15 protein-coding genes are annotated in these 22,021 nt (G+C 69.5%); 7 read left to right on the top strand and 8 right to left on the bottom strand.

Annotation, left to right across the window (positions count from 1 at the left end; all coding sequences use genetic code 11):
* The first annotated feature begins 12 nt into the window (after nucleotides 1–12).
* From C7H84_RS17820 to C7H84_RS17810, 3 genes are all read left to right on the top strand, one after another.
* On the top strand, nucleotides 13–1,902 hold the full coding sequence (locus tag C7H84_RS17820) for an amidohydrolase (RefSeq protein WP_121860091.1): 1,890 nt from the start codon (nucleotides 13–15) through the stop codon (nucleotides 1,900–1,902).
* A 340-nt stretch (nucleotides 1,903–2,242) separates the two neighbouring features.
* Complete coding sequence (locus C7H84_RS17815) at nucleotides 2,243–3,196, top strand: glyoxalase (protein ID WP_121860022.1); 954 nt, start codon at nucleotides 2,243–2,245, stop codon at nucleotides 3,194–3,196.
* The gene (locus tag C7H84_RS17810; RefSeq protein WP_121860021.1) at nucleotides 3,193–4,680 is read left to right on the top strand and encodes an alginate export family protein; all 1,488 of its coding nucleotides are present in this window, start codon (nucleotides 3,193–3,195) and stop codon (nucleotides 4,678–4,680) included. Before C7H84_RS17815 ends, C7H84_RS17810 begins: the two co-directional genes overlap by 4 nt.
* Nucleotides 4,681–4,714: 34 nt before the next feature.
* On the opposite strand, the gene C7H84_RS17805 is transcribed toward C7H84_RS17810, so the two are convergent.
* Nucleotides 4,715–5,620 (bottom strand): LysR family transcriptional regulator, encoded by a 906-nt coding sequence (locus C7H84_RS17805; protein ID WP_121860020.1) that lies wholly within the window; start codon nucleotides 5,618–5,620, stop codon nucleotides 4,715–4,717.
* A gap of 218 nt (nucleotides 5,621–5,838) precedes the next feature.
* Between C7H84_RS17805 and C7H84_RS17800 the strand changes: the two genes are divergently transcribed.
* Nucleotides 5,839–6,909 carry an MBL fold metallo-hydrolase gene (locus C7H84_RS17800; RefSeq protein WP_121860019.1) on the top strand — a complete coding sequence of 357 codons (1,071 nt, stop codon included), beginning with the start codon at nucleotides 5,839–5,841 and terminating at the stop codon, nucleotides 6,907–6,909.
* 27 nt (nucleotides 6,910–6,936) lie between these two features.
* Here the strand turns inward: C7H84_RS17800 and C7H84_RS17795 are convergent, their stop codons facing one another.
* A complete protein-coding gene (locus C7H84_RS17795) occupies nucleotides 6,937–7,857 on the bottom strand; it encodes an AraC family transcriptional regulator (protein WP_121860018.1) in 921 nt (306 codons plus the stop codon).
* A gap of 418 nt (nucleotides 7,858–8,275) precedes the next feature.
* Between C7H84_RS17795 and C7H84_RS17790 the strand changes: the two genes are divergently transcribed.
* The 3 genes from C7H84_RS17790 to C7H84_RS17780 all read left to right on the top strand — a co-directional run bounded on the left by C7H84_RS17790 (nucleotide 8,276) and on the right by C7H84_RS17780 (nucleotide 14,252).
* A complete protein-coding gene (locus tag C7H84_RS17790) occupies nucleotides 8,276–11,422 on the top strand; it encodes a winged helix-turn-helix domain-containing protein (RefSeq protein WP_121860017.1) in 3,147 nt (1,048 codons plus the stop codon).
* Between the two features lie 153 nt (nucleotides 11,423–11,575).
* Nucleotides 11,576–13,474, top strand: a complete 1,899-nt coding sequence (locus C7H84_RS17785) for an amidohydrolase (protein WP_121860016.1) — start codon at nucleotides 11,576–11,578, stop codon at nucleotides 13,472–13,474.
* Between the two features lie 103 nt (nucleotides 13,475–13,577).
* Nucleotides 13,578–14,252, top strand: a complete 675-nt coding sequence (locus tag C7H84_RS17780) for a phosphohydrolase (protein WP_121860015.1) — start codon at nucleotides 13,578–13,580, stop codon at nucleotides 14,250–14,252.
* A gap of 46 nt (nucleotides 14,253–14,298) precedes the next feature.
* Here C7H84_RS17780 and C7H84_RS17775 read toward each other — a convergent pair whose 3' ends face one another.
* The 6 genes from C7H84_RS17775 to C7H84_RS17750 form a co-directional block, all read right to left on the bottom strand.
* Nucleotides 14,299–15,411: an alkene reductase gene (locus C7H84_RS17775; RefSeq protein WP_121860014.1), complete on the bottom strand. Its 1,113-nt coding sequence runs from the start codon at nucleotides 15,409–15,411 to the stop codon at nucleotides 14,299–14,301.
* A 79-nt stretch (nucleotides 15,412–15,490) separates the two neighbouring features.
* The gene (locus C7H84_RS17770) at nucleotides 15,491–16,708 is read right to left on the bottom strand and encodes an MFS transporter (protein WP_121860013.1); all 1,218 of its coding nucleotides are present in this window, start codon (nucleotides 16,706–16,708) and stop codon (nucleotides 15,491–15,493) included.
* A gap of 153 nt (nucleotides 16,709–16,861) precedes the next feature.
* Nucleotides 16,862–17,779 (bottom strand): LysR family transcriptional regulator, encoded by a 918-nt coding sequence (locus C7H84_RS17765; RefSeq protein WP_121860012.1) that lies wholly within the window; start codon nucleotides 17,777–17,779, stop codon nucleotides 16,862–16,864.
* A 161-nt stretch (nucleotides 17,780–17,940) separates the two neighbouring features.
* Entirely contained in the window at nucleotides 17,941–20,202 is a 2,262-nt protein-coding gene (locus C7H84_RS17760) for a molybdopterin cofactor-binding domain-containing protein (protein WP_121860011.1), read from the bottom strand.
* Entirely contained in the window at nucleotides 20,202–20,702 is a 501-nt protein-coding gene (locus tag C7H84_RS17755) for a (2Fe-2S)-binding protein (RefSeq protein WP_121860010.1), read from the bottom strand. The genes C7H84_RS17760 and C7H84_RS17755 overlap by 1 nt, the downstream gene beginning before the upstream one ends.
* Nucleotides 20,699–21,985 (bottom strand): cytochrome c, encoded by a 1,287-nt coding sequence (locus tag C7H84_RS17750; RefSeq protein ID WP_121860090.1) that lies wholly within the window; start codon nucleotides 21,983–21,985, stop codon nucleotides 20,699–20,701. The genes C7H84_RS17755 and C7H84_RS17750 overlap by 4 nt, the downstream gene beginning before the upstream one ends.
* Nucleotides 21,986–22,021: the final 36 nt, after the last annotated feature.

Here is a 22,021-nt window from a genome sequence, read left to right as displayed (position 1 = left end):
GAGGTGATGCATATGACCGCAACCGTGACCCAACCGGATCTGATCCTGCATAACGGACGATTCACGACGCTCGACCGCGCGAACCCCGTCGCGACGGCGGTCGCGATTGCCGCCGGGCGCTTCGTTGCCGTCGGCAGCGAGGCGGACGTGATGCCGCTCGCGGGCCGCGCGACGAAGGTGGTCGATCTCGGCGGCCGCGGCGTGCTGCCGGGTCTGATCGACAACCACTGCCACGTGATTCGTGGCGGCCTGAACTACAACATGGAACTGCGCTGGGACGGCGTGCCGTCGCTGGCGATCGCGATGGAGATGCTCAAGCAGCAGGTCGCCGTGACGCCCGCGCCGCAGTGGGTGCGCGTGGTCGGCGGCTTCACCGAGCACCAGTTCGTGGAGAAACGGCTGCCGACGATCGCCGAGCTCAATGCAGTCGCGCCGGACACGCCGGTGTTCATCCTGCACCTGTACGATCGCGCGCTGCTGAACGCGGCGGCGCTGCGCGTCGTCGGCTATACGAAGGACACGCCGGAGCCGCCGGGCGGCACGATCCTGCGCGACGCCGCGGGCAACCCGACCGGCCTGCTGCTTGCGAACCCGAACGCGACGATCCTCTACGCGACGCTCGCGAAGGGGCCGAAGCTGCCGTTCGAGTATCAGTACAACTCGACGCGCCATTTCATGCGCGAGCTGAACCGGCTCGGCGTGACGGGCGTGATCGACGCGGGCGGTGGTTCACAGAATTATCCCGACGATTACGAAGTGATCCGCAAGCTGCACGACGCGGGCGAGATGACGATCCGGATCGCGTACAACCTGTTCACGCAGAAGCCGAACGCCGAGAAGGAAGACTTCGTCAACTGGACGAAGAGCGTCAAGTACCACGACGGAACCGACTACTTCCGCAATAACGGCGCGGGCGAGATGCTGGCGTTTTCCGCGGCCGACTTCGAAGACTTCCGCGTTGCGCGTCCGGACCTGCCCGCGCAGATGGAAGACGATCTCGAAGGCGTCGTGCGCGTGCTCGCGGAAAACCGCTGGCCGTGGCGCATGCATGCGACCTATGACGAAACCATCAGCCGCGCGCTCGACGTGTTCGAGAAGGTCAACGAAGACATCCCGCTCGAAGGGCTGAACTGGTTCTTCGATCACGCGGAAACGATCACCGAGAAATCGATGGACCGGATCGCCGCGCTCGGCGGCGGTATTGCGGTGCAGCACCGGATGGCGTACCAGGGCGAATACTTCGTCGAGCGCTACGGCGCGCAAGCCGCCGAGGCGACGCCGCCGGTCGCGAAGATGCTCGGCAAGGGGCTCAAGGTATCGGCCGGCACCGACGCGACGCGCGTCGCGTCGTACAACCCGTGGGTGTCGCTCGCGTGGCTCGTGACGGGCAAGACGGTCGGCGGCCTGCGCATGTATCCGCAGCGCAACCTGCTCGATCGTGAAACCGCGCTGCGGATGTGGACCGAGTATGTGACGTGGTTCTCGAACGAGGAAGGCAAGAAAGGACGCATCGCGGTGGGGCAGCTTGCCGACCTGGTCGTCCCGGATCGCGATTTCTTCGCGTGCGCGGAGGACGATATCGCCGGCACGACTGCGTTGCTGACGGTGGTCGACGGGAAGATCGTGTGGGGCGCGGGGCCGTTCACATCGCACGACGCGCCGATCCCGCCGGCCATGCCGGACTGGTCGCCGGTGCGCGAGTTCGGCGGCTATGGCGGCTGGGGCGCGACGCAGCGCAACGGCGCGCCGCTGCAACGCGCCGCGGCCGCTGCAATGTGCGGCTGCGCGAATGAATGCAACCTTCACCAGCATGCGCACGCGAGCGCATGGGCAAGCGCGTTGCCGACGTCGGACACGAAGGGCTTCTGGGGCGCGTTCGGTTGTTCGTGCTGGGCGGTCTGATAGGGCGATGCATACCACTTGCGACTCCCCGGCGTGGGTCCGCGCGCTGTTGTCGCAACCGTGGGTGCTGGGGCTGATCGCTGGGCTCGTCCTCGTCACCGTGCTCAACGATAGACGAGACCACGCTGGCGGCGTTACCGCCATTCGGTGACGTTGCGACGACCGCGCTGAAACGATGCGTCTGCTCCGTCTCCCGCCGAGCGGGAAGCCGCGCCTGCCGCTCGCGGTGCTCGTGTTTCTCGCCTGTCGTTCGGGTCGCCCGGAAGAGCGCCTGCATCCAGCTGAATCCGAATCCGCGCACGGCGCCAGGCCGCGCGCGTCACCATCAAGGAGTAAACCGATGAGTTCACTGAATCTGCGCAACCTGCTGCGCATGACCGCCGCGTCGTCGGCCGTGCTTGCCGCGCTGCTGGCCGGCGCGCCGGCGCTGGCCGACGAAACCCACCTCGACGACATCGCGTCGCCGGGCGCCGCGGCGCGGTTCCCCGCCATTGCGGTCGGCCCGCAGTACGACACGACCCACGTGTGCGTCGCACCCGAAGACTTCGACCGCTTCACCGACAGTTTCGTCGCGACGTTCGGCGGCAAGAAGTCGAAGCAGGGCGTGTTCCAGGTCACGCCGACGCCGAGCCAGACGATGTCGCAGCTCGTGCTGACGCCGGTCGGCACGATCTCGGTGTTCGGCTTCAAGACGCCGATTCCGTATCCGTTCTGCGCGGAACGTAACGGCTATCTCGTGACCGATATGGACGTCGCGATGAAATCCGCACGCGCGCATGGCGCCGATGTGGTCGTCTCGACGTTTCCCGATCCGATCGGCCGCGATGCGATCGTCCGCTGGCCGGGCGGCGTGAACATGCAGCTGTACTGGCACACGCAGGCGCCGAATTACGACCCGCTGCAGACGGTGCCGGAGAACCGCGTGTACGTGTCGCCGGAAAGCGCGAGCAAGCTGGCGCGCAACTTCGCCGCGTTCTCGCACGGCAAGATCGTGTCGGACGTGCGCCATGCGCCGGGTATCGAAATCGGCCGCCCGAACGACACGTACCGCCGGATCCGGATCGAATCGGGCTTCGGCAAGATGACCGTGCTCGCGACGGACGGCCATCTGCCGTACCCGTTCGGGCGCGAGATGACCGGCTACGAGGTGGCCGATCTCGGCGCGACGCTGAAGCAGGCCGAAGCGGCCGGCGTGACCGTGCTCGTGCCGCCGTTCGCGTCGGACGGCCGCGACGCGGCGCTCGTGCAGTTCCCGGGCGGCTACGTCGCCGAGATCCACGCGCGGACGAAATGACGGTGCGCCGGCCGATCAAGCGATCGTGGCGCGGCGTGCTGTCGTGCGTCGTGCTGGCGGGCGGTGCCGCGTCGCACGCGGGGTCGGCCGTCGGTGCCGAGGCCGAGGCCGAGGTGGCGGCGGCCGGCGCGGCCGCGTCGCCGGCTGCCGCCGCCGCCGCGTCGTGCACCGCGAAACGTCCGACGGTGCTGTTCAACCGCTGGCAGGAGGACTGGTCGGCGCTCGCGAATCCGTGCGTGCCGCGCAAGCCGTTCGACGCGCTGAAATACGTGCCGCTCGGCGACGATCCGTCGACCTACCTGTCGCTCGGCGCGAACCTGCGTGAGCGTTTCGAACTGAACAACGCGCCGCTGTTCGGCCTCGGTGCCGCGCATGACGACAACTACGTGATCCAGCGCGCGAACGTGCATGCGGACCTGCGCTATCGCGGGCACTTTCAGGCGTTCGTGCAGTTCGTCGATGCGCGACCGTTCGGCAAGGACACGGTCGGCCCGGTCGACAAGGATCAGCTCGACATCGAGCAGGCGTTCGTCGCGTATGTCGATCAGCTGGGGCCGGGCACGTTCAAGACGCGGATCGGCCGGCAGGAGATGGCGTTCGACTTGCAGCGCTTCGTGTCGGTGCGCGACGGCCCGAACGTGCGGCAGGCGTTCGATGCGCTGTGGGCCGATTACGAAATCGGCAAATGGCGCTTCATCGGCTACGTGACGCGCCCGGTGCAGTATCGCGATGCCGCCACGTTCGACGACGTGTCCAACCGGCATCTGCGCTTCGACGGCGTACGCGTGGAGCGCAGCGGCACGGGGCCCGGCGATCTGTCCGCGTACTGGTCGCGCTACACGCGCGACAACGCGCGCTATCCGGATGCGTCCGGCACCGAACGGCGCGACGTGTTCGACATGCGTTACGCAGGCAAGGCCGACGGGCTCGACTGGGACGTCGAGGCGATGCTGCAGACGGGCCACGTCGGGCAGGACACGGTCGGCGCATGGGCGTTCGGCGCGCTGGGCGGCTACACGTTCGCGAAGATGGCCGGCACGCCGCGCATCGGCATCCAGGTCGATGGCGCGTCGGGCGACGCGCATCCGGGCGACCGGCGCGTCGGCACGTTCAACCCGATGTTTCCGAACGGCTATTACTTCACGCTCGCCGGCTATACCGGGTACAGCAACCTGATCCACGTGAAGCCGTCGCTGACGTTCAAGCCGGCCAGCTCGGTGACGGTGCTGACCGCGCTCGGCTTCCAGTGGCGGCAGACGACGGCCGACGCGATCTACGGGCAGGGGATGTCGGCGGTACCGGGGACGGCCGGCAAGGGCGGCGCGTGGACGGGGATGTACGCGCAAGCGCGGGTCGACTGGCTCGTGAACGCGAACGTCGCGCTGGCGCTCGAGGCCGTGCACTTTCAGCTCGGCTCGTCGATTCGCGCGCTCGGCGCGCGCAACGCCGACTACGTCGGGATGGAAGCGAAGTTCGGCTGGTGATGCGGATGCGGACGCGGCGCGCGCGCCGCCCGTTTCAGGGCTGCGCGCGCGCGAGCGATTCGACGAAGTCGACGAACGCGGTCACGCGCTTCGAGCCGCGCTGATTCGGCAGGTACAGCGCGGTAATCACCGCGCGTGCCGAGCCGGGCGTCACGTCGTACCGTTCGAACAGCCGCTGCAGGCGGCCCGCTTCGAGATCCGCGCCGACCAGCCAGTCGGGCAGCAGCGCGATGCCGGCGCCGTCGAGCGCGGCCGCGCGCAGCACCTCGCTGTGATTCGATTTCAGTCGTCCGGCGACGATCACCTGTGTCGTCCCTTGCGCGTCGGCGAACGTCCACGCCTGCTGGTCGACGCCGAAGTGAAAGCGCAGGCACGCGTGGTCGACCAGCTCGCCCGGCGTCGCGGGCGTGCCGTGTGTGTCGAGATAGGCGCGGCTCGCGACCACGTAGCGGCGGAAGGTGCCGAGCGGCCGCGCGACGACGTCGGCGGTCGGGGCCGCGTCGCCGAGCCGGATCGCGACGTCGATCCGCGCGCTCACGAGATCGACGCGTTCGTCGGTCAGCTGCAGGTCGACGTCGAGCTTCGGATGGCGCGCGATGAACCCGGCGACGTGCGGCGCGATGCGGCGCAGCCCGTAGGCGACCGGCACCGACACGCGCAGCGGCCCGGACGGCTCGTCGCCGCGATCGGCCACGAGCGCGTCGGCGTCGGCGAGTTCCTCGAGCACGCTTTTCGCACGCGCATAGTAGACGGCGCCCGCATCGGACAGCGTCACCTGTCGCGTCGTGCGGTTCAGCAGCACGGTGCCGAGCGATGCTTCGAGCGCGTCCACCGCGCGCACCACCGACGACGCGGCAAGCTCGAGGCGCCGCCCGGCGCTGGAGAAGCCGCCGGCTTCCGCTACTTCGACGAATGCGCGCAGCGCGGAGAATTTGTCCATGGAGTCGCCCTTGTGCGTGTCGCAACGTCGCGTTGCATGCGGTTGGCATTCTAGCGCCGGGCAGGGCGGTTGCCGCGGCGCGTGCGCCGCGTCTTCAGGACAATTCAGGCGCTGCTCAGGATTTTCGCCACCGTGCCCGATACGCTGGGCGACATCGCGTGTCGCGCGGGTCGTTCCGTTCGTGGCCGGGCGCGCGCACGGTTCATCACGGAGAACACATGAAGAACCTGTCCCGGCACGCGCGCATTGTGCGTGCGGCCCGTTGGCTCGTCGTGGCCGGATGTGCGGGCCTGCTTGCGTCCGCGGCGTTCGCGCAGGCCGAAGCGTCGCCCGACGCCCGCGCCAAGGCGCAACCCGAAGCGCAATCCGAAGCGCAATCCGAAGCGCAATCCACGGCGCCGGCTGCCGCCGCGGGCCAGCAGCCCCCGGGCTTCTACCGGCAGAAGATCGGCGACTTCACGGTGATCGCGCTGTCGGACGGCACGCATCCGTTTCCGGTCGATACGGTGTTTCGCGACATCTCCAAGGCCGAGATCCGCCGCGACCTCGACCGTGCGTTCCTGGAGCCGCCCGTGCAAGGGTCGATCAACGCGTTTCTGGTCGATACGGGATCCAAACGGATCCTCGTCGATGCGGGAGCCGGCACGCTGTACGGCGACTGCTGCGGCAAGCTGACCGACGACCTGCGCGCGGCCGGCTATGCGCCCGGGCAGATCGACGAGGTGCTGCTCACGCACCTGCACAAGGATCATGTCGGCGGCATTGTGTCGAATGGTGCGATGACGTTCCCGAATGCGATCGTCCGCGTGAACGCCGTGGAGGCCGACTACTGGCTCGATCCCGCGAACAAGGCGCACGCGCCGGCCTTCCTTTCGTCGTTCTTCGATGCGGCGGCGGCCGCGGTCGCGCCTTACGTCGCGGCCGGCCGCTTCGAGACGTTTCGCGGCGACGCGACGCTCGCGCCCGGCATTCGCGCGGTGCCGATGCCCGGCCATACGCCGGGCCATACGGGCTATCTGATCGAGAGCGGCAACGCCGGCCTGCTCGCGTGGGGCGATATCGTCCACGTGGCGGCGATCCAGTTGCGGGACATCAACGCGACGGTCCAGTACGACAGCGATGCCGGCACCGCACGCCGGACGCGGAGCGACACGCTGAAGCGTGTCGCCGATCGACGCTATCTCGTCGGTGCCGCTCACATCGCGTTCCCCGGGCTCGGCCACCTGCGCCGGGACGGTGCGCAATACGACTGGGTGCCGGTCAACTACGACGCGACGCCAGTGCGGTGACGGCAGGGCGCGCGGCGATATCGAGCATCAGCGGGAACGTGCGCGCCGCCACGCGCCGGGCGGATGACCGACGATCCGAACGAATACGCGATTCAGATGGCTCTGGTCGGCGAAACCGCACGCGACCGCGATGTCGGCGAGCGTCATGTCGGACGTCTCGATCAGTTCGCGTGCGCGCATCACGCGCTGTTCGAGCAGCCACTGGTGCGGCGTGCGGCCGGTGGTGCGTGAGAACGCGCGAATGAAGTAGCCGCGCGACAGGTCGCATTCGTTCGCCACTTCCTCGATCGACACGCCGAGGTCCGCCTTTTCCATCAGCAGTTCCTTCGCGAGCGCCACCTTCGCCGGCGACAGCACGCCCTTGCTCTCGAGCTCGCGCGTGCGCGCGTTGCCGTAGCGGCGCACGAGGTGCGTGCCGATCGCGAGCCCGACCTGCTCGATGAACAGCGTGTTCAGCGGCCCCGGTGCGTCGAGGCTGTCCGCGACCGCGTGAGCGAGATGGCCCAGCACCGGGTCGCGCGTGTCGGCCCGGCACGTGAGGCCGCCGACCGGATTGCCGCCGTGCTCGGGGCCGACGCGTTCGAGATACGCGTGCGGCAGTTCGACCAGCACGAAGTCGAAGTTGCCGTAGAGGTCGGCGCGGAAATGGCGGGAAAAGTCGCGAATGTAGATCGAGTGATGCTGGAAGCGGTGCTCGCTCGCGCCTGCGCGCCCATGGAGCGTGCGGCGGTGGCCGACGTTCAGCGACACGCCGACGAGGAAGCCGCGGTCGCACGCGGGCATGTCGATATGTTCGACGTGCGCGTCGCGCATGCACTTGCGGTGCAGCTTCAGGCCGCCGGACGCCGTCTCGACATCCTTCGACAGCAGGCTCGACACACAGCCGAGCGTGTCTTTCGGCAGCGGCGCGGGCAGTTTGGCAGTCGCTGCGATGACGGAGTCTGACATGGAATTTCCCGGACGAGGACTCGAAGCGCGACATGACGAGTCCAGTTTAAGTCGGTGCGCGAACGTTCAAAATCAATTTGCATAAACGTCCGCTTTGTTTTCTGACAAATTGCTTTCAATGCTTGCGTGCGGTGGCCGCGAATTTCTCCCGCGCCCCACGCGGCCCTACCCCGCGCATACGCGGGCGGCACGGCGGAGTATACCGCCCCGATTCTTGCACGCGGGTGACCGGATCGTTCGCGCGCGCGGGACGCGCCGGCAGTGCATTTTCCTTCAAGATTTTTACGGAGCGGCCCTCTACACTCGAGCCGAATTTGACATTTTCCGTCCGGCGCCACAGCGCGCCGGGCGTGGACTTTCCGCCTGCCGAGCTGCCGCGCTCGCCAGGCGTTTCATCCCGAGGTACCCGGAGGCGGCCATGATCCAGATCGGAACTTTGTCGGTGGATTTCGAGCAGCGCGACATTCGCCGTCACGGCGCGTCGCTGCGCATCGGCGCACGCGCGCTCGACATTCTCGAAGTCCTGCACCGCGCGAGCGGCTCGGTCGTGTCGAAAGACGACATCATGGACGCAGTCTGGCCCGGCGTGATCGTCGAGGAAAACCGCCTGCAGGTGCACGTCGCGACGCTGCGCAAGGCGCTCGGCGCGAGTCGCGATCTGATCAAGACGGTGCCCGGCCGCGGCTACCTGCTGATCGCGAGCGCGTCGCCCGTGCCGGTACCGGTGCCGGCGGCCGAGCTTGCGGTCGAGCCCACGCCCGCCGCCGCGGTGCCGTCCGAGGCCGCCGGGCCTCCCGACACCGTGGTCTCGCCGCCGGCGCCGCTCGTCGGCCGCGACGCCGAAATCGCGCAGATCGTCGACATGCTGGAACGCGCGCCGGTCGTGACGCTGGTCGGCGCCGGCGGCATCGGCAAGACGAGCCTCGCCGTGCACGTCGCGCACGACGTGCGCAGCCGTTCGCGCGAACGCGTGCTGTTCGTCGAACTGGCCCGCGCTTCGACGCGCGACGACGTGCTGGTCGCACTCGCGGGCGAACTCGGGCTCGACACGCACCGCGTGCCCGCCATCGAGCACATCGGCGCCGCATTCGCCGCGTCGCGCTGCCTGCTCGTGCTCGACAACGCCGAGCACATCGTCGATCTGGTCGCGACCCTCGTCGAAACGCTCACGGCGTGCGCCGCGCCGCTGCGCGTGCTCGTGACGAGCCGTGAGCCGCTGCACATCTCGGCCGAAGCGGTGCTGCGCATGAGCCCGCTCGCGGTGCCGGACGGCAACGCGTCCGCCGACGAAATCGTCCGGTGTTCCGCCGTCGAGCTGTTCCTGGAGCGCGTGAGCGCGGCCGCGCCGGCTTGTCCGGTCGACGACGCCGGCGTGCGGCTCGTCGCGGACATCTGCCGGCGCCTCGACGGGTTGCCGCTCGCGATCGAACTGGCGGCGGCGCGCGTCGCGACGCTCGGGCTCGCGATCGTCGCGTCGCGCCTGGACGACCGGCTGAACCTGCTGACGGGCGGCCTGCGCTCGGCGCTGCCGCGTCACCAGACGCTGCGCGCGACGTTCGACTGGAGCTACGTGCTGCTGGAGCCGGCCGCCCGCGCGCTGTTCCGGCGGATGGGGTGCTTCATCGGTCCGTTCACGTTCGACGCCGCGCGCGCGGTCGCGACCGAGCCCGGCACGTCGTCCGCCGACATGATCGCGCTGCTCGGCGAACTGGTCGCGAAGTCGCTCGTGACCGTCGAATTCCACGGCGCGTATGCGCGCTACCGGCTGACCGAGTCGACGCGCGCATACGCGCTGGAAAAGCTGCACAACGAAGGGGAATTCGAGCGCATCGCCGCGCGGCATGCGCAGTACGAGCGCGAACACTTAGCGGCACGCGTGGCGGCGGCCGCGGAGCAGTCGGCCGATGCGCAGCCGGCCCATTTGCAAGCAGACGATGCACAATCGGACGATATGCGACCGGACCATATACAGCCGGATCATATGCAGTCGGACGGTATGCAGCCGGCCGATGTGCAACCGGTTGATATGCAACCGGTTGATATGCAACTGGCCGATATGCAACCGGTCGACGTGCAGCTGGCCGATATGCAACCGGCCGATGCGCAACGAGCCGATATGCAGCCGCTCGAAGCACCCGACGAGGCCGCGGCCGAACCGGCGGACGCCGCCGCCGGCGGCCCCGAGGCCGACCGGCTCGCTCGCGCGCTGCTGGAGCCGGTGCGGATGCGCGAATGCGCGGCGCGAGCGCGCCAGGTGCTCGGCCGACTCGACACGGGCACCGCCGATCCGGTCGACGCCGCGCGCGAGATGCGGCTGCGGGCGGCCTGCGCATCGGCGCTGTTGCACACCGACGGCGACGCACTCGCCGCCGCCGCGATGTGGGACCGCACGCTCGGCCTTGCGGCGCATATCGGCGACGATGCATTCGACGCGCGTGCGCTGGTCGGGCTGTGGAACACGATGCTGACGCTGTCCGACATACACGAATCGTTGCGCTACGCGACGCGCTTCCAACGCGCGGCCGAGCGGCGCGGCGACCGGTCGCAGCGGCTGCTCGCGAATGCGATGGTCGCGACGTCGCTGCATTACTTCGGCGAGCATGCGCAGGCGCGCGAGCGGCTGGAAGCCGCGACGGCCGAACTCGCCGACGCCGGCGAACCGCCGTGCGCGCAGGCCGCGCTCGGCGTCGACATGACGACGCTCGCGCGCACGATGCTCACGCGGCTCGTGTGGATGCAGGGCGACCCCGAGCACGCGATGCGCATCGCCGCGCAAGCGGTCGATTGCGCGCGCCGCGGGCCGTCGGCGCTCGCGCTGTGCGTCGTGCTCGGCGCGGCCGCCGTGCCGATCGCACTGCGCTACGGCGACCACGACATCACGTCCGACTATCTCGCGACGCTGCGCGCGACCGCCGACGCGCACGGCTTCGACATCTGGCGCAATCATGCGGAATGCCTGACCGGCCAGTTCGACATCCAGGCCGGTCATCCCGGCGCGGGCCTCGCACGGCTCGAACCGGCACTGCGGCGCGTCGAGGCGAGCGGCTTCCGCCGGCTGCTCGCGCCGCTGACGGTCGCGCATGCGGAAGGGCTCGTGCGCACCGGCCGCGCGGCCGAAGCGCGCGCGCGGCTCGATGCGACGCTCGCGCGCTGCCGCGCGCACGGCGAACACCTGTTCGTGCCCGAACTGCTGCGCGTGCGTGGCGTCGCGACGCTCGAACAGGCGCGCACCGCGGCCGTGGATGTCGCGCTCGCCTACGAAGCGGACGGCCATCGTCACCTGCAGATGGCCATCCAGACCGCGAATGCGCAGGGCGCCGCGATGTGGGCGCTGCGCGGTGCGCTCGATCTGGCCGATCACCTGATCGAGCGCGGGCGCACCGCGCACGCGTCGACGCTGGTCGCCGGCGTTGCGCGTCATTTCGATCCGCAGTCGCGCGCGCACGACGTGCGCCGGCTGTTGCGCGTGCAGAACTTCATCCGTCAGGACGCGGAAGCGCCACCTGCACCCTCCCGGACACGCGTGCGACATGACGCCGCCGACGCGGCGCAGCAGGCGGCATGACGATGCGCGAATCGGGTGCAGCAATGCGGCCGCGCGATCGCGGCATGCGCGCCGAAACGCGGGCTTCGGGCCACGCGTACGATTCGGCCGCCGTCTCGCGTCCGGCGCCGCCGCGCGACGCGCCGCGCGCATGCGCGCACGGGAGGCCGGACGGTGGTTAGAGCGACGCAACCCGCGCGCTCGGCGGACCTCGTCGTATTCAACGGCAAGATCGCGACCCAGGACGACCAGCGCTCGTTCGTCAGCGCGCTCGCCGTGACGGACGGGCGCATCGTCGCGACCGGCGACGATCGCGACGTGTTGCGCCACGCGCACGACGCCACGACCTGCATCGATCTGAACGGCCGCACCGTGATTCCGGGCTTGATCGACGCGCACCTGCAGGCCATACGCGGCGGGATGAATTTCAATCTCGAGCTGCGCTGGGACGGCGTGCCGTCGCTCGCCGACGCGCTCGACCTGCTGGGCCGGCAAGTGCGGCGTACGCCCGCGCCGCAGTGGGCGCGCGTGGCGGGCGGCTGGACCGCGTTGCAGTTCGCGGAAAAGCGCGGCCCGACGGCCGCCGAGTTGAACGCGATCGCGCCCGATACACCGGTGTTCGTCCAGCATCTGTCCGACAGCGCGTGGCTGAATACGGCCGCGCTGCGCGCGCTCGGCTACGGGCGCGACACACCGGACCCGCCGGGCGGAGAACTGCGGCGCGACCGCCACGGACGGCCGACCGGCGAGCTGCTCGCGCGCCAGGATCCGGCGGTGCTTTCAGCGGCGCTGGCGCGCGCGCCGACGCTGGACGCGGCCGACCGGCTCAACTCGACGCGGCACTTCATGCACGCGCTGAACCGCGTCGGCGTGACGAGCGCGATCGACGCCGGCGGCGACGGTCTCGCGTATCCGGACGACTACGCCGCCGTCATGACGCTCGCGCGGCGCGGCGAACTGACGACGCGCATCGCGTATGCGCTGGGCGCGCGGCACGCCGGCCGCGAACTCGACGACTTCGCGCAGTGGATCGCGCTGACGGCGCCCGGCGACGGCGACGCGTTCCTGCGCGCGCACGGCGCGGGCGAGCGGCTGTCGTTCTCGGCGGTCGATCTCGGGAATTTTCTCGAGCCGCGCGCCGAACTGCCCGCGTCGGTCGAAGCGGAGCTGACCGCCATCGTCCGGCTGCTCGTGCACCATCGCTGGCCGTTCCGGCTGCATGCGACCTACGACGAGTCGATCGGCCGCTTCCTGGACGTGTTCGAGGCGGTGAACCGCGAGATTTCGTTCGCCGGGCTGCGCTGGTGCTTCGACCGCTGCGAGGCCATTTCGGATGCGAACATCGCGCGCGTCGCCGCGCTGGGCGGCGGCATCACCGTGCAGCCGCGCATGGCGTTTCAGGGCGAGGCGTTCATCGCGCGCCACGGCGCCGCGGCGGCGATGCGCGCGCCGCCGATCCGCGCGATGCTCGCGGCCGGGCTGCCGGTCGGTGCGGGCTCCGGTGCGATGGGTGCCGGCAGCTACAACCCGTTCGTCGCGCTGTACTGGATGGTGTCGGGGCGCAGCGTGGGCGGTACGGCGCTGTATCCGCCGCGCAACCGGCTTAGCCGGATGGAGGCGCTGCGCCGCTACACGGTGGGCAGTGCGTGGTTTTCCGCGGACGAGCACCGCAAGGGCGCGCTGGTGCCCGGCCGGTATGCGGACTTCGCGGTGCTGAGCGACGACTACTTCACGATCGACGCGCCGCGGATACCGCAGTTGTCGTCGGTGCTGACGGTCGTCGACGGCAAGGTCGTGCACGCGGAACAGGAATTCTCGTCGCTTGCGCCGCCGCTGCCGCCCGTCAGCCCCGCGTGGTCGCCGGTCGCCGACAGCGGCGGTGCGTGGGCAACCGGCGCCGACGGGCGCGACGGTCCGCGTACGGCCGCGGCGAGCGCCGCGTGCGCGGACTCCGGCAGCGATGCATGCCGCGCGCGCGGCCGTGAACGCCGCTTCGCACGGCCGCGTTATCCGGCGGCGAGCGCGGTCACCAACGGCTGTGACGCATTCGGGCGCTGCTGCATCGCTTTCTAACCGGCGCGTGTCGGTGCGTGCCGGCGCGAGATGCTGCCCAGTGGCGACCACGCACCGGATTGAACGATTTTCCGCCCCGTGCGCGGGGCACGAAGGAGACACGATGAATGCTGCGCACACGCGCGCACCGGCAACCGGCGACGAAGTGGCCGGCGTTCGCATTCCGCGCACACCCGTTGCGGTCGAGGCGGCCGATGCGGCCCGCGCGTCGCTGCCTGGCGCGCTCGCCGATCATGCGGGCCGCGTGTTCGTGTTCGCATCGCTTGCCGCGCGGCGTGCGGGCGACACGTGCGATGCCGACGCGCTGTATGTCGCCGCGATGTACGCGAACATGGGGCTGAGCCATGCGTATTGCCGCTCGACCGAACGCTATGAACTCGACGGTGCGGATGCCGCGCATGCGCTGCTGCTGCGGCATCGCCGGTCGCGACGCATGCGCGACGACGTATGGCACGCGATTGCGCTGCATACGACGCCGGCGGTTGCCGCTCGCGCGTCGCCGCTCGCTCGCGCACTGGCTTGCGCCGTGTCGACGGATTTGATGGCGACTGATTTCGACAGCTACACGGCCGATGAGCGCGCTGCTCTGCTCGCCGCATACCCGCGCGGCAGCGGCTTTCGCGAAACCTTCCTCGCGACCGTCGCGCGCGGTGTCGAGCATCGGCCGTTGTCGACGTTCGGCACGTGGAGCGCGGACGTGCTCGAACGCGCGGATCCGGATTTTCATCGGCCGAATTTCTGCGGGCGCGTGCTCGGCGCGCGGTGGACCGACGCTTGATGGCGCCGCGCCGCGCATCCCACTCGTTGCGCGGTGCGGGCGCGGCTCACGCGTGTGATTGTGCCGCGTCGTGCCGCGCATAGTCGACGTAGCCCGCGCGATCGCCGCCATACCAGCCGACGGTCCTGGGTTCCGACAGCGGTGCGCGGATCGCGATGCGCTCCACGAGATCGGGGTTCGCGATATACGCACGCGCAAACGCGACGAGATCGGCGTCGCCTGCATCGATCAGCGCGTTCGCCGCATCCGGCGAAATGCCGCCGTTGACGATCAGCGTGCCGTGGAACGACCGGCGCGCCTGCTCGACGATGCGCGGCAGATCGGGCTCGCCGCTCCAGCCGTTGGTGTCGGCCGCGTGCAAATAGGCGACGCCCGCTTCGTCGAGCATCCGGCCGACATACGCATACGTCGCGTCCGGATCGCCGTCGCGCACGTTGTTGTACTTCGCGTACGGCGAGATCCGCACGCCGACCCGGCTCAGCGGCATCACGCCGCCGACCGCGTCGACGATTTCCGCGAGAAAGCGCGCCCGGTTCGCGACCGTGCCGCCGTAGCGATCGTCACGCTGGTTCAACGTCGACGACAGGAACTGGTGCGGCAGGTAGCCGTTGGCCGCATGGAGCTCGACGCCGTCGAAACCCGCGGCCATCGCGCGCTCGGCCGCGCGGCGAAATTCATCGACGGTCGCGACGACTTCGTCGGTCGTCATCGCGCGCGACGGCGTCGCATGAATCTTCGTGTAGTAGCCGTTCTGCAACTGCGCCCACACCTGCAGCTGTTCGAGGTCGTCATTCACGCCGGACGGCGACAGCGGCGCGGCGCCGCCGAGCAGCGTCAGCGAGCTGACGCGCCCGCCATGCCACAGCTGCGCGAAGATGCGCCCGCCGTTCGCGTGAACAGCATCGGTGACGATCTTCCAGGCGGCGGCCTGCGCATCGTCGACGAGCCCCGGCGTCAGCTCGAACGCAGCGGATGCCGGGCTGACGTTGGTCGCCTCGGTCACGATCAGGCCGGCTGACGCGCGCTGCGCGTAGTACTCGGCCATCAGTTCGGTGGGCAGTCCGCGCGACGGTGCGCGCGAGCGCGTCATCGGCCCCATCACGACGCGGTTCGGAAGCGCGAGACCGCGCAGATCATAGGCACTGAGCAGGGAAGACATGGTGGACTCCTTTCCTTCGACGTGGAGCGGGGCGGCGGCGCGCCCCGCGAACGAATCGGTTTGACGGGCGATATCGGATTCAGCCGATCGCGTGACGTTGCGCGTGCGGCCGCCCGACGAGCAGGTAGTGGGCGAGCGCGACGATCGGGAATGCGCCGGCCACCGCCGCGACGAGCGGCCAGCCGCCATGCTCGTACAGCGGGCTGGCGAGCGCGGAGCCGACGGCGCCGCCGACGAAAATGCTCGTCATGTACAGCGCGTTCAGCCGGTTGCGGCTCGCCGCGTGCAGCGCGTAGATCTCGCGCTGGCCGAGCACCATGTTCATCTGCACCGCGAAGTCGAGCACGATGCCGGTGACGACGAGCCCGTACAGGCCGGTGCCGTGCACGAACCCCACCGCATACGCCAACGCACCGGCGACGAGCGCGATCAGCGTCGCACGCACCGTGTGGCCGGCGTCGGCGAGGCGGCCGGCCACCGGCGCCGACGTCGCGCCGATCGCACCGACCAGCGCGAACAGGCCGATCGCCGATTGCGACAACCCGTAGTGACGCGTCAGCTCGACGGGCGCGGCGGTCCAGAACAGGCTGAACGACGCGAACATCAACCCCTGGTAGAACGCGCGGTGGCGCAATACCGGCATCGTGCGAACCAGCTGCAGCAGCGAGCCGATCAGTTCGAAATAGGTCGCGCGATGGTCGGGCTGGCGCGACGGAATCGTCAGCGCGAGCAAGGCCGTCACGAGCGTCATCAGCACGGCGGCTGCCGCGAACACGAAACGCCAGCCGAACGCGTCTGCGACGACGCTCGACAGCGGGCGCGCCAGCAGGATGCCGAGCAACAGCCCGCTCATGATCGTGCCGACGACGCGGCCGCGCGAATGATCCGGCGCGAGGTGCGCGGCGAGCGGCACGAGGATCTGCACGGCCACCGAGCTGAAGCCGATCAGCAGCGAAATCGCGAGAAAGAGCCCGGGCGTGCGCACGAAGGCCGCCGCCGCGAGGCTCGCGATCGACACGACGGCCGTCACGATCATCAGCTTGCGGTTCTCGAGCAGGTCGCCGAGCGGCACGATGAAGAAGAGGCCCAACGCATAGCCGATCTGCGTCAGCGACACGATCAGGCTCGCGGTGCCGCCGGACATGTGCAGGCCCGGCGCGATGAGCTCGGTGATCGGCTGCGCGTAGTACAGGTTCGCGACGATCGCGCCGCAGCTGAAGGCGAACAGCAGGATCAGGCCCTGCGTGAGTTTGGCGCCATGCGCGGGCGGCGCGAGCGGCGTGGAATCTGCTGACATGGTCGGCTCCTGGGGAAGGGGAAGATCGCGAACCGCGGCGGGATACGGAGCGCCGCACTGCCGTCAATACTATTGATCGTTCGATAAAACCGGAAGCGAGCCGCCGCGCAATCGAGCATTGCGCGGCACGCAAAGGTGCCGCGCCGCGTTCGTTCAGCCGCGCTTGCCCTGCAGCGTCGGAATCTGCTCGAACAGGCCCGCGAGCCAGTCGACGAACACCTTGAGCTTGACCGGGGTGTGGCGGTTCGGCGGATACAGCACCGAGATCGGCCGGGCCGGCGCGTTGAAATCGGTCAGCACTTCGCGCAGCCGGCCCGACTTCAGGTAAGGCTCGACGAGATACAGCGACGTCTTGATCAGCCCGATTCCGGCGACGCCGCACTCGATGTAGTTGTCCGCGTCGTTGACGGCGACGGTCCCGCACATCTGCACGATGCGCGGCTCGCCGTCGACGACGTAGTCCCACACGCGCGGCCGCCCGGTATCGGCCGAGATGTGGCTGACCGCGACGTGCTGCGCGAGATCGTCGACCGTCTCCGGCTCGCCGCACCGCGCGAGATACGCGGGCGACCCGCACGTGCAGGTGGTCAGGCTGCCGATCCGTTTCGCGATCATCCCGGAGTCGTCGAGCGCGCCGATGCGCACCACGCAGTCGACGCCTTCGCCGACGAGGTCGATCTGCCGGTCGGTCACGCCGAGCTCGATCATGATCCCCGGATGGGCGTCGAGAAACGCCGGCAGCGCGGGCACCACGACCTGCTTCGCCATCGCCGGCGGCAGGTTCACCTTCAGCCGCCCGCGCGGCACGTTGCGGGCCTGCGACACCGATGCCTCCATGTCGTCGATCTCGCGCAGCACCGCGACGGAGCGTTCGTAGTACGCCTGGCCGTCCTCGGTCAGCGAGATGCGGCGCGTCGTGCGGTTCAGCAGCCGGCAGCCGAGGTGCTGCTCGAGCGCGCTCAGCAGCGCGGACACGCGCGGCGTGGTGAGGCCGGTCGTGTCCGACGCGCGCGTGAAGCTGCCGGTTTCGACGATGCGCGTGAACACGCGCATCGAAAGCAAGGTATCCATCGTCGGAAGTTCTCCAGCCTGTCGGCGTGTCGCCCCGGTGCGTGCCGGTGCTGTCTTTGTCGAGTATCGAGTATCGAGTGTCGAGTGTCGAGTATCGAGTATCGAGTATCGAGTATCGGGTGTCGAATAGCGGGTGTCGAGCAGCGGATTCGACCGCACTGCTATGCGTCGATGCGTTTTCTCAGCGCGTCGCCGGCGAACGGCATTTCGCGCATGCGCTGGCCGGTCGCATCGAAGATCGCATTGGCCAGCGCGCCGGCGGTCGGCCCCATCGACGCCTCGGCCGCGCCGAGAAACGGCGCGCCGGGGCGATTGACCAGATGGACCTTCACGCTCTGCGGCGCGGCCGAGAAGCGCAGGATCGGATAGCTGCTCCAGTCGAAGCTGCGAATGCGTTCCGTGTCGTACTTCAGCGCCTCGTACAGCGTCCAGCTCGCGGCCTGCACGATGCCGCCCTCGATCTGGTTGCGGATGCCGTCCGGCGACACGATCTGACCGGCGTCGACGGCCGCTTCCGCGTGTTCGAGCGTCACCTGGCCGGTTTCCGGCACGACCGACACCTCGACCGCGATCGCGACGTACGCCATCAGGTTCTTGTACTTGCCGAACGCGAAGCCGACGCCGCGGTTGCGGGCACGCGGCGGCCTCGGCCAGCCGAAGTGCTTCGCGGCGAGCTGGATCACCTGCCGCGCGCGATGGTCTTCCATGTGACGCAGCCGGAATTCGACCGGATCGACGCCGGCCGCGTGCGCGAGCTCGTCCATGAAGCTTTCGATCGCCCAGATGTTGGTGTGCGCGCCGAGCGAGCGCATCGCGGACGTCTGCAGCGGCATCGTCGGCGAGAAGTTGTTGACGATGTGCTGGTTCGGCAGCGCATACAGCGGAATCGCGTTGCGGTCGGCACCGCCCTCCGGTTGCAGCATCGGCGTCGACGGCGCGGGCACGAACGGCGGCTCGAGCATCCGCGCGGGCAGCAGCCGGCCGGCGTTGACGATTCGCTCGTTGTGCGAACTGCTCCACAACGCGTAGTTCCAGTCGACGATGCGGCCGTTCGTATCGAGCGACGCGCTCACTTCGGTCACCATCGCCGGCGTGAAGTGATCCCACGTGTGTTCCTGTTCGCGCATCCACTGCACACGGATCGGCTTGCCGGGCATCGCGGCCGCGATCAGCGCCGCGTGCGCGGCCGCGTCGTCCGCCGCGTTGTGCCCGTAGCAACCGGACCCTTCGGTGTGAATGCAGCGCACGCTCGCCTTCGGCATCGACAGCATCTCGGCGAGCGCGTCGCGCAGCGGGTAGACGCCCTGCGAGTGGGTCCACACCGTCATCGTCCCGTTCTCGAGATGCGCGACCGAGCACGACGGCCCGATCGACCCGTGCAGCAGGAAGTTTTTCAGGAACGTCGCGTTGAGCGTCTTCACGGCCGGCGCGGTGGCCGCATGCGTGTTCGCGATCTCGATGCGCTGCGTCGAGATCCGTTTCAGATCCGCATGCACGGTGTTGCGATCGGGCAGCTTGCCGCCGGGCGACCAGCGGCAGCCGGCGGCGAGCGCGCGCTGCGCGACCACCGCCTGCCATTCGCCCTGCGCGACCACCGCGAGCAGGCTGCCGTTGCGCACGATCCGCACGACGCCCGGCAGCTTCAGGATCGCGGCTTCGTCGAACGACAGCAGCTTCGCTTCGTACACCGGCGGCATCACGACGCGCGCGTGCAGCATGCCGGGCAACTGCATGTCCTGCACGTAGCTGACGCCGCCCGTCACCTTGTTCGGGATGTCGACGCGCGGCAGCGACGTGCCGATCACGGCGAACGTCGTCGGGTCCTTCAGCGGCGACGTCGGCGTCGCATTGCGGTGCAGGTCGACCGTGCGGATCGCGTCGCCGTAGGTCATCGTGCGGCCGTCGGGCGCCTTGATCACCGCGTCCGCGGTCGTCAGCGTGCGCGGATCGACGCCGAAGCGCTTCGCCGCGCCTTCCACGAGCAGCGCACGCACCTGCGCGGTCGCGTTCAGCAGCGCGGAGCCGCTGTCGGCCATCGTGTGGCTGCCGGCGGTCAAGCCCTCGTCGGGCGACGCGCCGGTGTCGGCCGTCAGGAACGTGATCAGCGACGGCTTCATGTCGAGTTCCTCGGCGGCCACCTGCAGCAGCGCGGTGCGCACGCCGGTGCCGAGCTCGACCTTGCCGGTAAACACGGTGACCTTGCCGTCGGGCGCGATCTTGACCCACGCGTCGAGCAGCGGATTGGTCTTCAGGCTGCCGGCGAGCGCCTGCGTGGCCTTCGCCACGTGCACGGCCGCGCCTTCGTCGGCGATCACGAGCTGCGCGGCGGCGCGCGAGGCCGGCGCGAGGGTGAACGCGACGAACAGCGCGCCGGAGACGATGAAGTGCCGGCGGCCTTCGTCGATGTCGTCGTGGGAATTCATCACAGCCCCTTGCTGATCGTGACGGGAGCGGAAGCGGGTTCGGGGGCCGGCAGCCCCGCGACCGAGCGCACGGCCGCGAGAATCCGCATGTGCGTGCCGCAACGGCACAGGTTCGGTTCCATGTGCGTGCGCAGTTCCTGCTCGGTAGGCTTCGCATTGCGTTCGAGCAGCGCCTGCGCGCGCATGATCATCCCGGCGATGCAGTAGCCGCACTGCGCCGCCTGGTGCTCGAGGAACGCGCGCTGCAGCGGCCCCGGATGCTCGGCGCTGCCGAGGCTCTCGATGGTGCGCACGTTGCGCGCGCCGACCGCGGCCACCGGCATCAGGCACGAGAACGTCGGCTTGCCGTCGACGATCACGGTGCAGGCGCCGCATTGCCCGAGGCCGCAGCCGAACTTCGCGCCATGCAGGTGCAGGTCGTTGCGCAGCGCGTACAGCAGCGGCGTGGACGGATCGATGTCGAGCGTGTGCCGCACGCCGTTGACGGTGAGGGTGATCATCGTGCGGAATCCTCTTTTCTGAGCTTCGCGGCCATCGCGTCGACGCCCGACCACGCGGGACGATCGGTATAGGTCTCGCGAACGTACGCGGCGAGATCGGCGATCTGTGCGTCGTCGTACTGGTCGATGAACGACGGCATGTAGTTGAGCGTGTCCTCGCCGTGCCAGCCGATGCCGTTGAACATCATCTGGATCGCGTTGCGCGGCGTGTCGGCGTTCACCGCCGTGCTGAACGCGATCGTCGGCCGCTCGCCGATCGACTGCATCGGCGCGGCCGGCCCGTGGCACTGCGCGCACGACGCCTGGAACAGCACCGAGCCGCGTTGCGCGGCCGGCGTCGTCGCGGCGCGCTCGACGGGATTCGCCGCCGTGGCCGCACGTGCGTTCGCCGGTTTCTGGATCGACAGGATGTAGGCGGCGATCGCCTCCACGTCCTCGACCGGCACCGTCGCGAGGTCGCGCGTGACCGGCAGCATCGGCCCGGCCGCCGCGCCGTGCTCGCTCGCGCGGCCGGTACGCAGGTACGTGACGAGCTGCGCCTGCGTCCACGGCCGCGCGGCATGGCCGAGCGTATTGAGCGGCGGCGCTTCCCAGCCGTCGACGATGCCGCCGTCGAACGCGCGGCCGGTGCGTTCGCCGCCGATCGCGTTCAGCGGCGAATGGCATGACGCACAGTGGCCGAGCCCGTCGACGAGCATCCTGCCGCGGTTCCATTGCGCGGACTGCGCGGGGTCGGGCCGATACGCGCCTTCGCGCAGGAACAGCACGTTCCAGAACGCCACCAGCGGCCGGAAGTTCAGCGGAAATATCAGGTCGTTGGCCGGCGTCGTCGCGCGAACCGGCGTGCGCGTCATCAGGTACGCATAGGCGGCGGCGATGTCTTCGTCCGACATCCGCGTGAAATGAATGTACGGAAACGCCGGGTAGAGCGGCTGGCCCGTGCGGCCGATGCCGGTGCGCAACGCACGGGAGAGCGCGTCGCGCGACCAGCGGCCGATGCCGGTTTCGGGGTCCGGCGTGATGTTGGTCGCATAGATCGTGCCGAACGGCGTCGCGAGCGGCAGGCCGCCCGCGAACGGCTTGCCGTCCTTCGCGGTGTGGCACACGACGCAATCGCCGAGCGCGACGACGCGTGCGCCGGCGCGCACCAGTTGCGGATCGAACGAAGCGGCGGCGGGCGGATCGATCGGCGCGATCGACGGCCGGACCATGATGCCGATCGCGACGGCGACACCCGCGATCGCGATGCCGGCCGCGCCGAACCAGAGTCGTTTGTGCTTCATGGGCGCCCCGCGCAAGCGGATGCCGGGCGCCGTGCC

This window comes from Burkholderia sp. Nafp2/4-1b (genome assembly GCF_003635165.1).
In the GTDB taxonomy this organism is placed as follows: domain Bacteria; phylum Pseudomonadota; class Gammaproteobacteria; order Burkholderiales; family Burkholderiaceae; genus Burkholderia.
Note: the sequence above shows the minus strand (reverse complement) of the source record. Positions and strands in the feature narration are given on the sequence as shown.

Excerpts from the sequence above, each read along its gene's own strand:
- C7H84_RS17760 (WP_121860011.1), bottom strand. The coding sequence starts at position 20,202 with ATGAATTCCCACGACGACATCGACGAAGGCCGCCGGCACTTCATCGTC.
- C7H84_RS17775 (WP_121860014.1), bottom strand. The coding sequence starts at position 15,411 with ATGTCTTCCCTGCTCAGTGCCTATGATCTGCGCGGTCTCGCGCTTCCG.
- C7H84_RS17795 (WP_121860018.1), bottom strand. The coding sequence starts at position 7,857 with ATGTCAGACTCCGTCATCGCAGCGACTGCCAAACTGCCCGCGCCGCTG.
- C7H84_RS17800 (WP_121860019.1), top strand. The coding sequence starts at position 5,839 with ATGAAGAACCTGTCCCGGCACGCGCGCATTGTGCGTGCGGCCCGTTGG.
- C7H84_RS17805 (WP_121860020.1), bottom strand. The coding sequence starts at position 5,620 with ATGGACAAATTCTCCGCGCTGCGCGCATTCGTCGAAGTAGCGGAAGCC.
- C7H84_RS17770 (WP_121860013.1), bottom strand. The coding sequence starts at position 16,708 with ATGTCAGCAGATTCCACGCCGCTCGCGCCGCCCGCGCATGGCGCCAAA.
- C7H84_RS17815 (WP_121860022.1), top strand. The coding sequence starts at position 2,243 with ATGAGTTCACTGAATCTGCGCAACCTGCTGCGCATGACCGCCGCGTCG.
- C7H84_RS17790 (WP_121860017.1), top strand. The coding sequence starts at position 8,276 with ATGATCCAGATCGGAACTTTGTCGGTGGATTTCGAGCAGCGCGACATT.
- C7H84_RS17810 (WP_121860021.1), top strand. The coding sequence starts at position 3,193 with ATGACGGTGCGCCGGCCGATCAAGCGATCGTGGCGCGGCGTGCTGTCG.
- C7H84_RS17750 (WP_121860090.1), bottom strand. The coding sequence starts at position 21,985 with ATGAAGCACAAACGACTCTGGTTCGGCGCGGCCGGCATCGCGATCGCG.
- C7H84_RS17780 (WP_121860015.1), top strand. The coding sequence starts at position 13,578 with ATGAATGCTGCGCACACGCGCGCACCGGCAACCGGCGACGAAGTGGCC.
- C7H84_RS17755 (WP_121860010.1), bottom strand. The coding sequence starts at position 20,702 with ATGATCACCCTCACCGTCAACGGCGTGCGGCACACGCTCGACATCGAT.
- C7H84_RS17765 (WP_121860012.1), bottom strand. The coding sequence starts at position 17,779 with ATGGATACCTTGCTTTCGATGCGCGTGTTCACGCGCATCGTCGAAACC.
- C7H84_RS17820 (WP_121860091.1), top strand. The coding sequence starts at position 13 with ATGACCGCAACCGTGACCCAACCGGATCTGATCCTGCATAACGGACGA.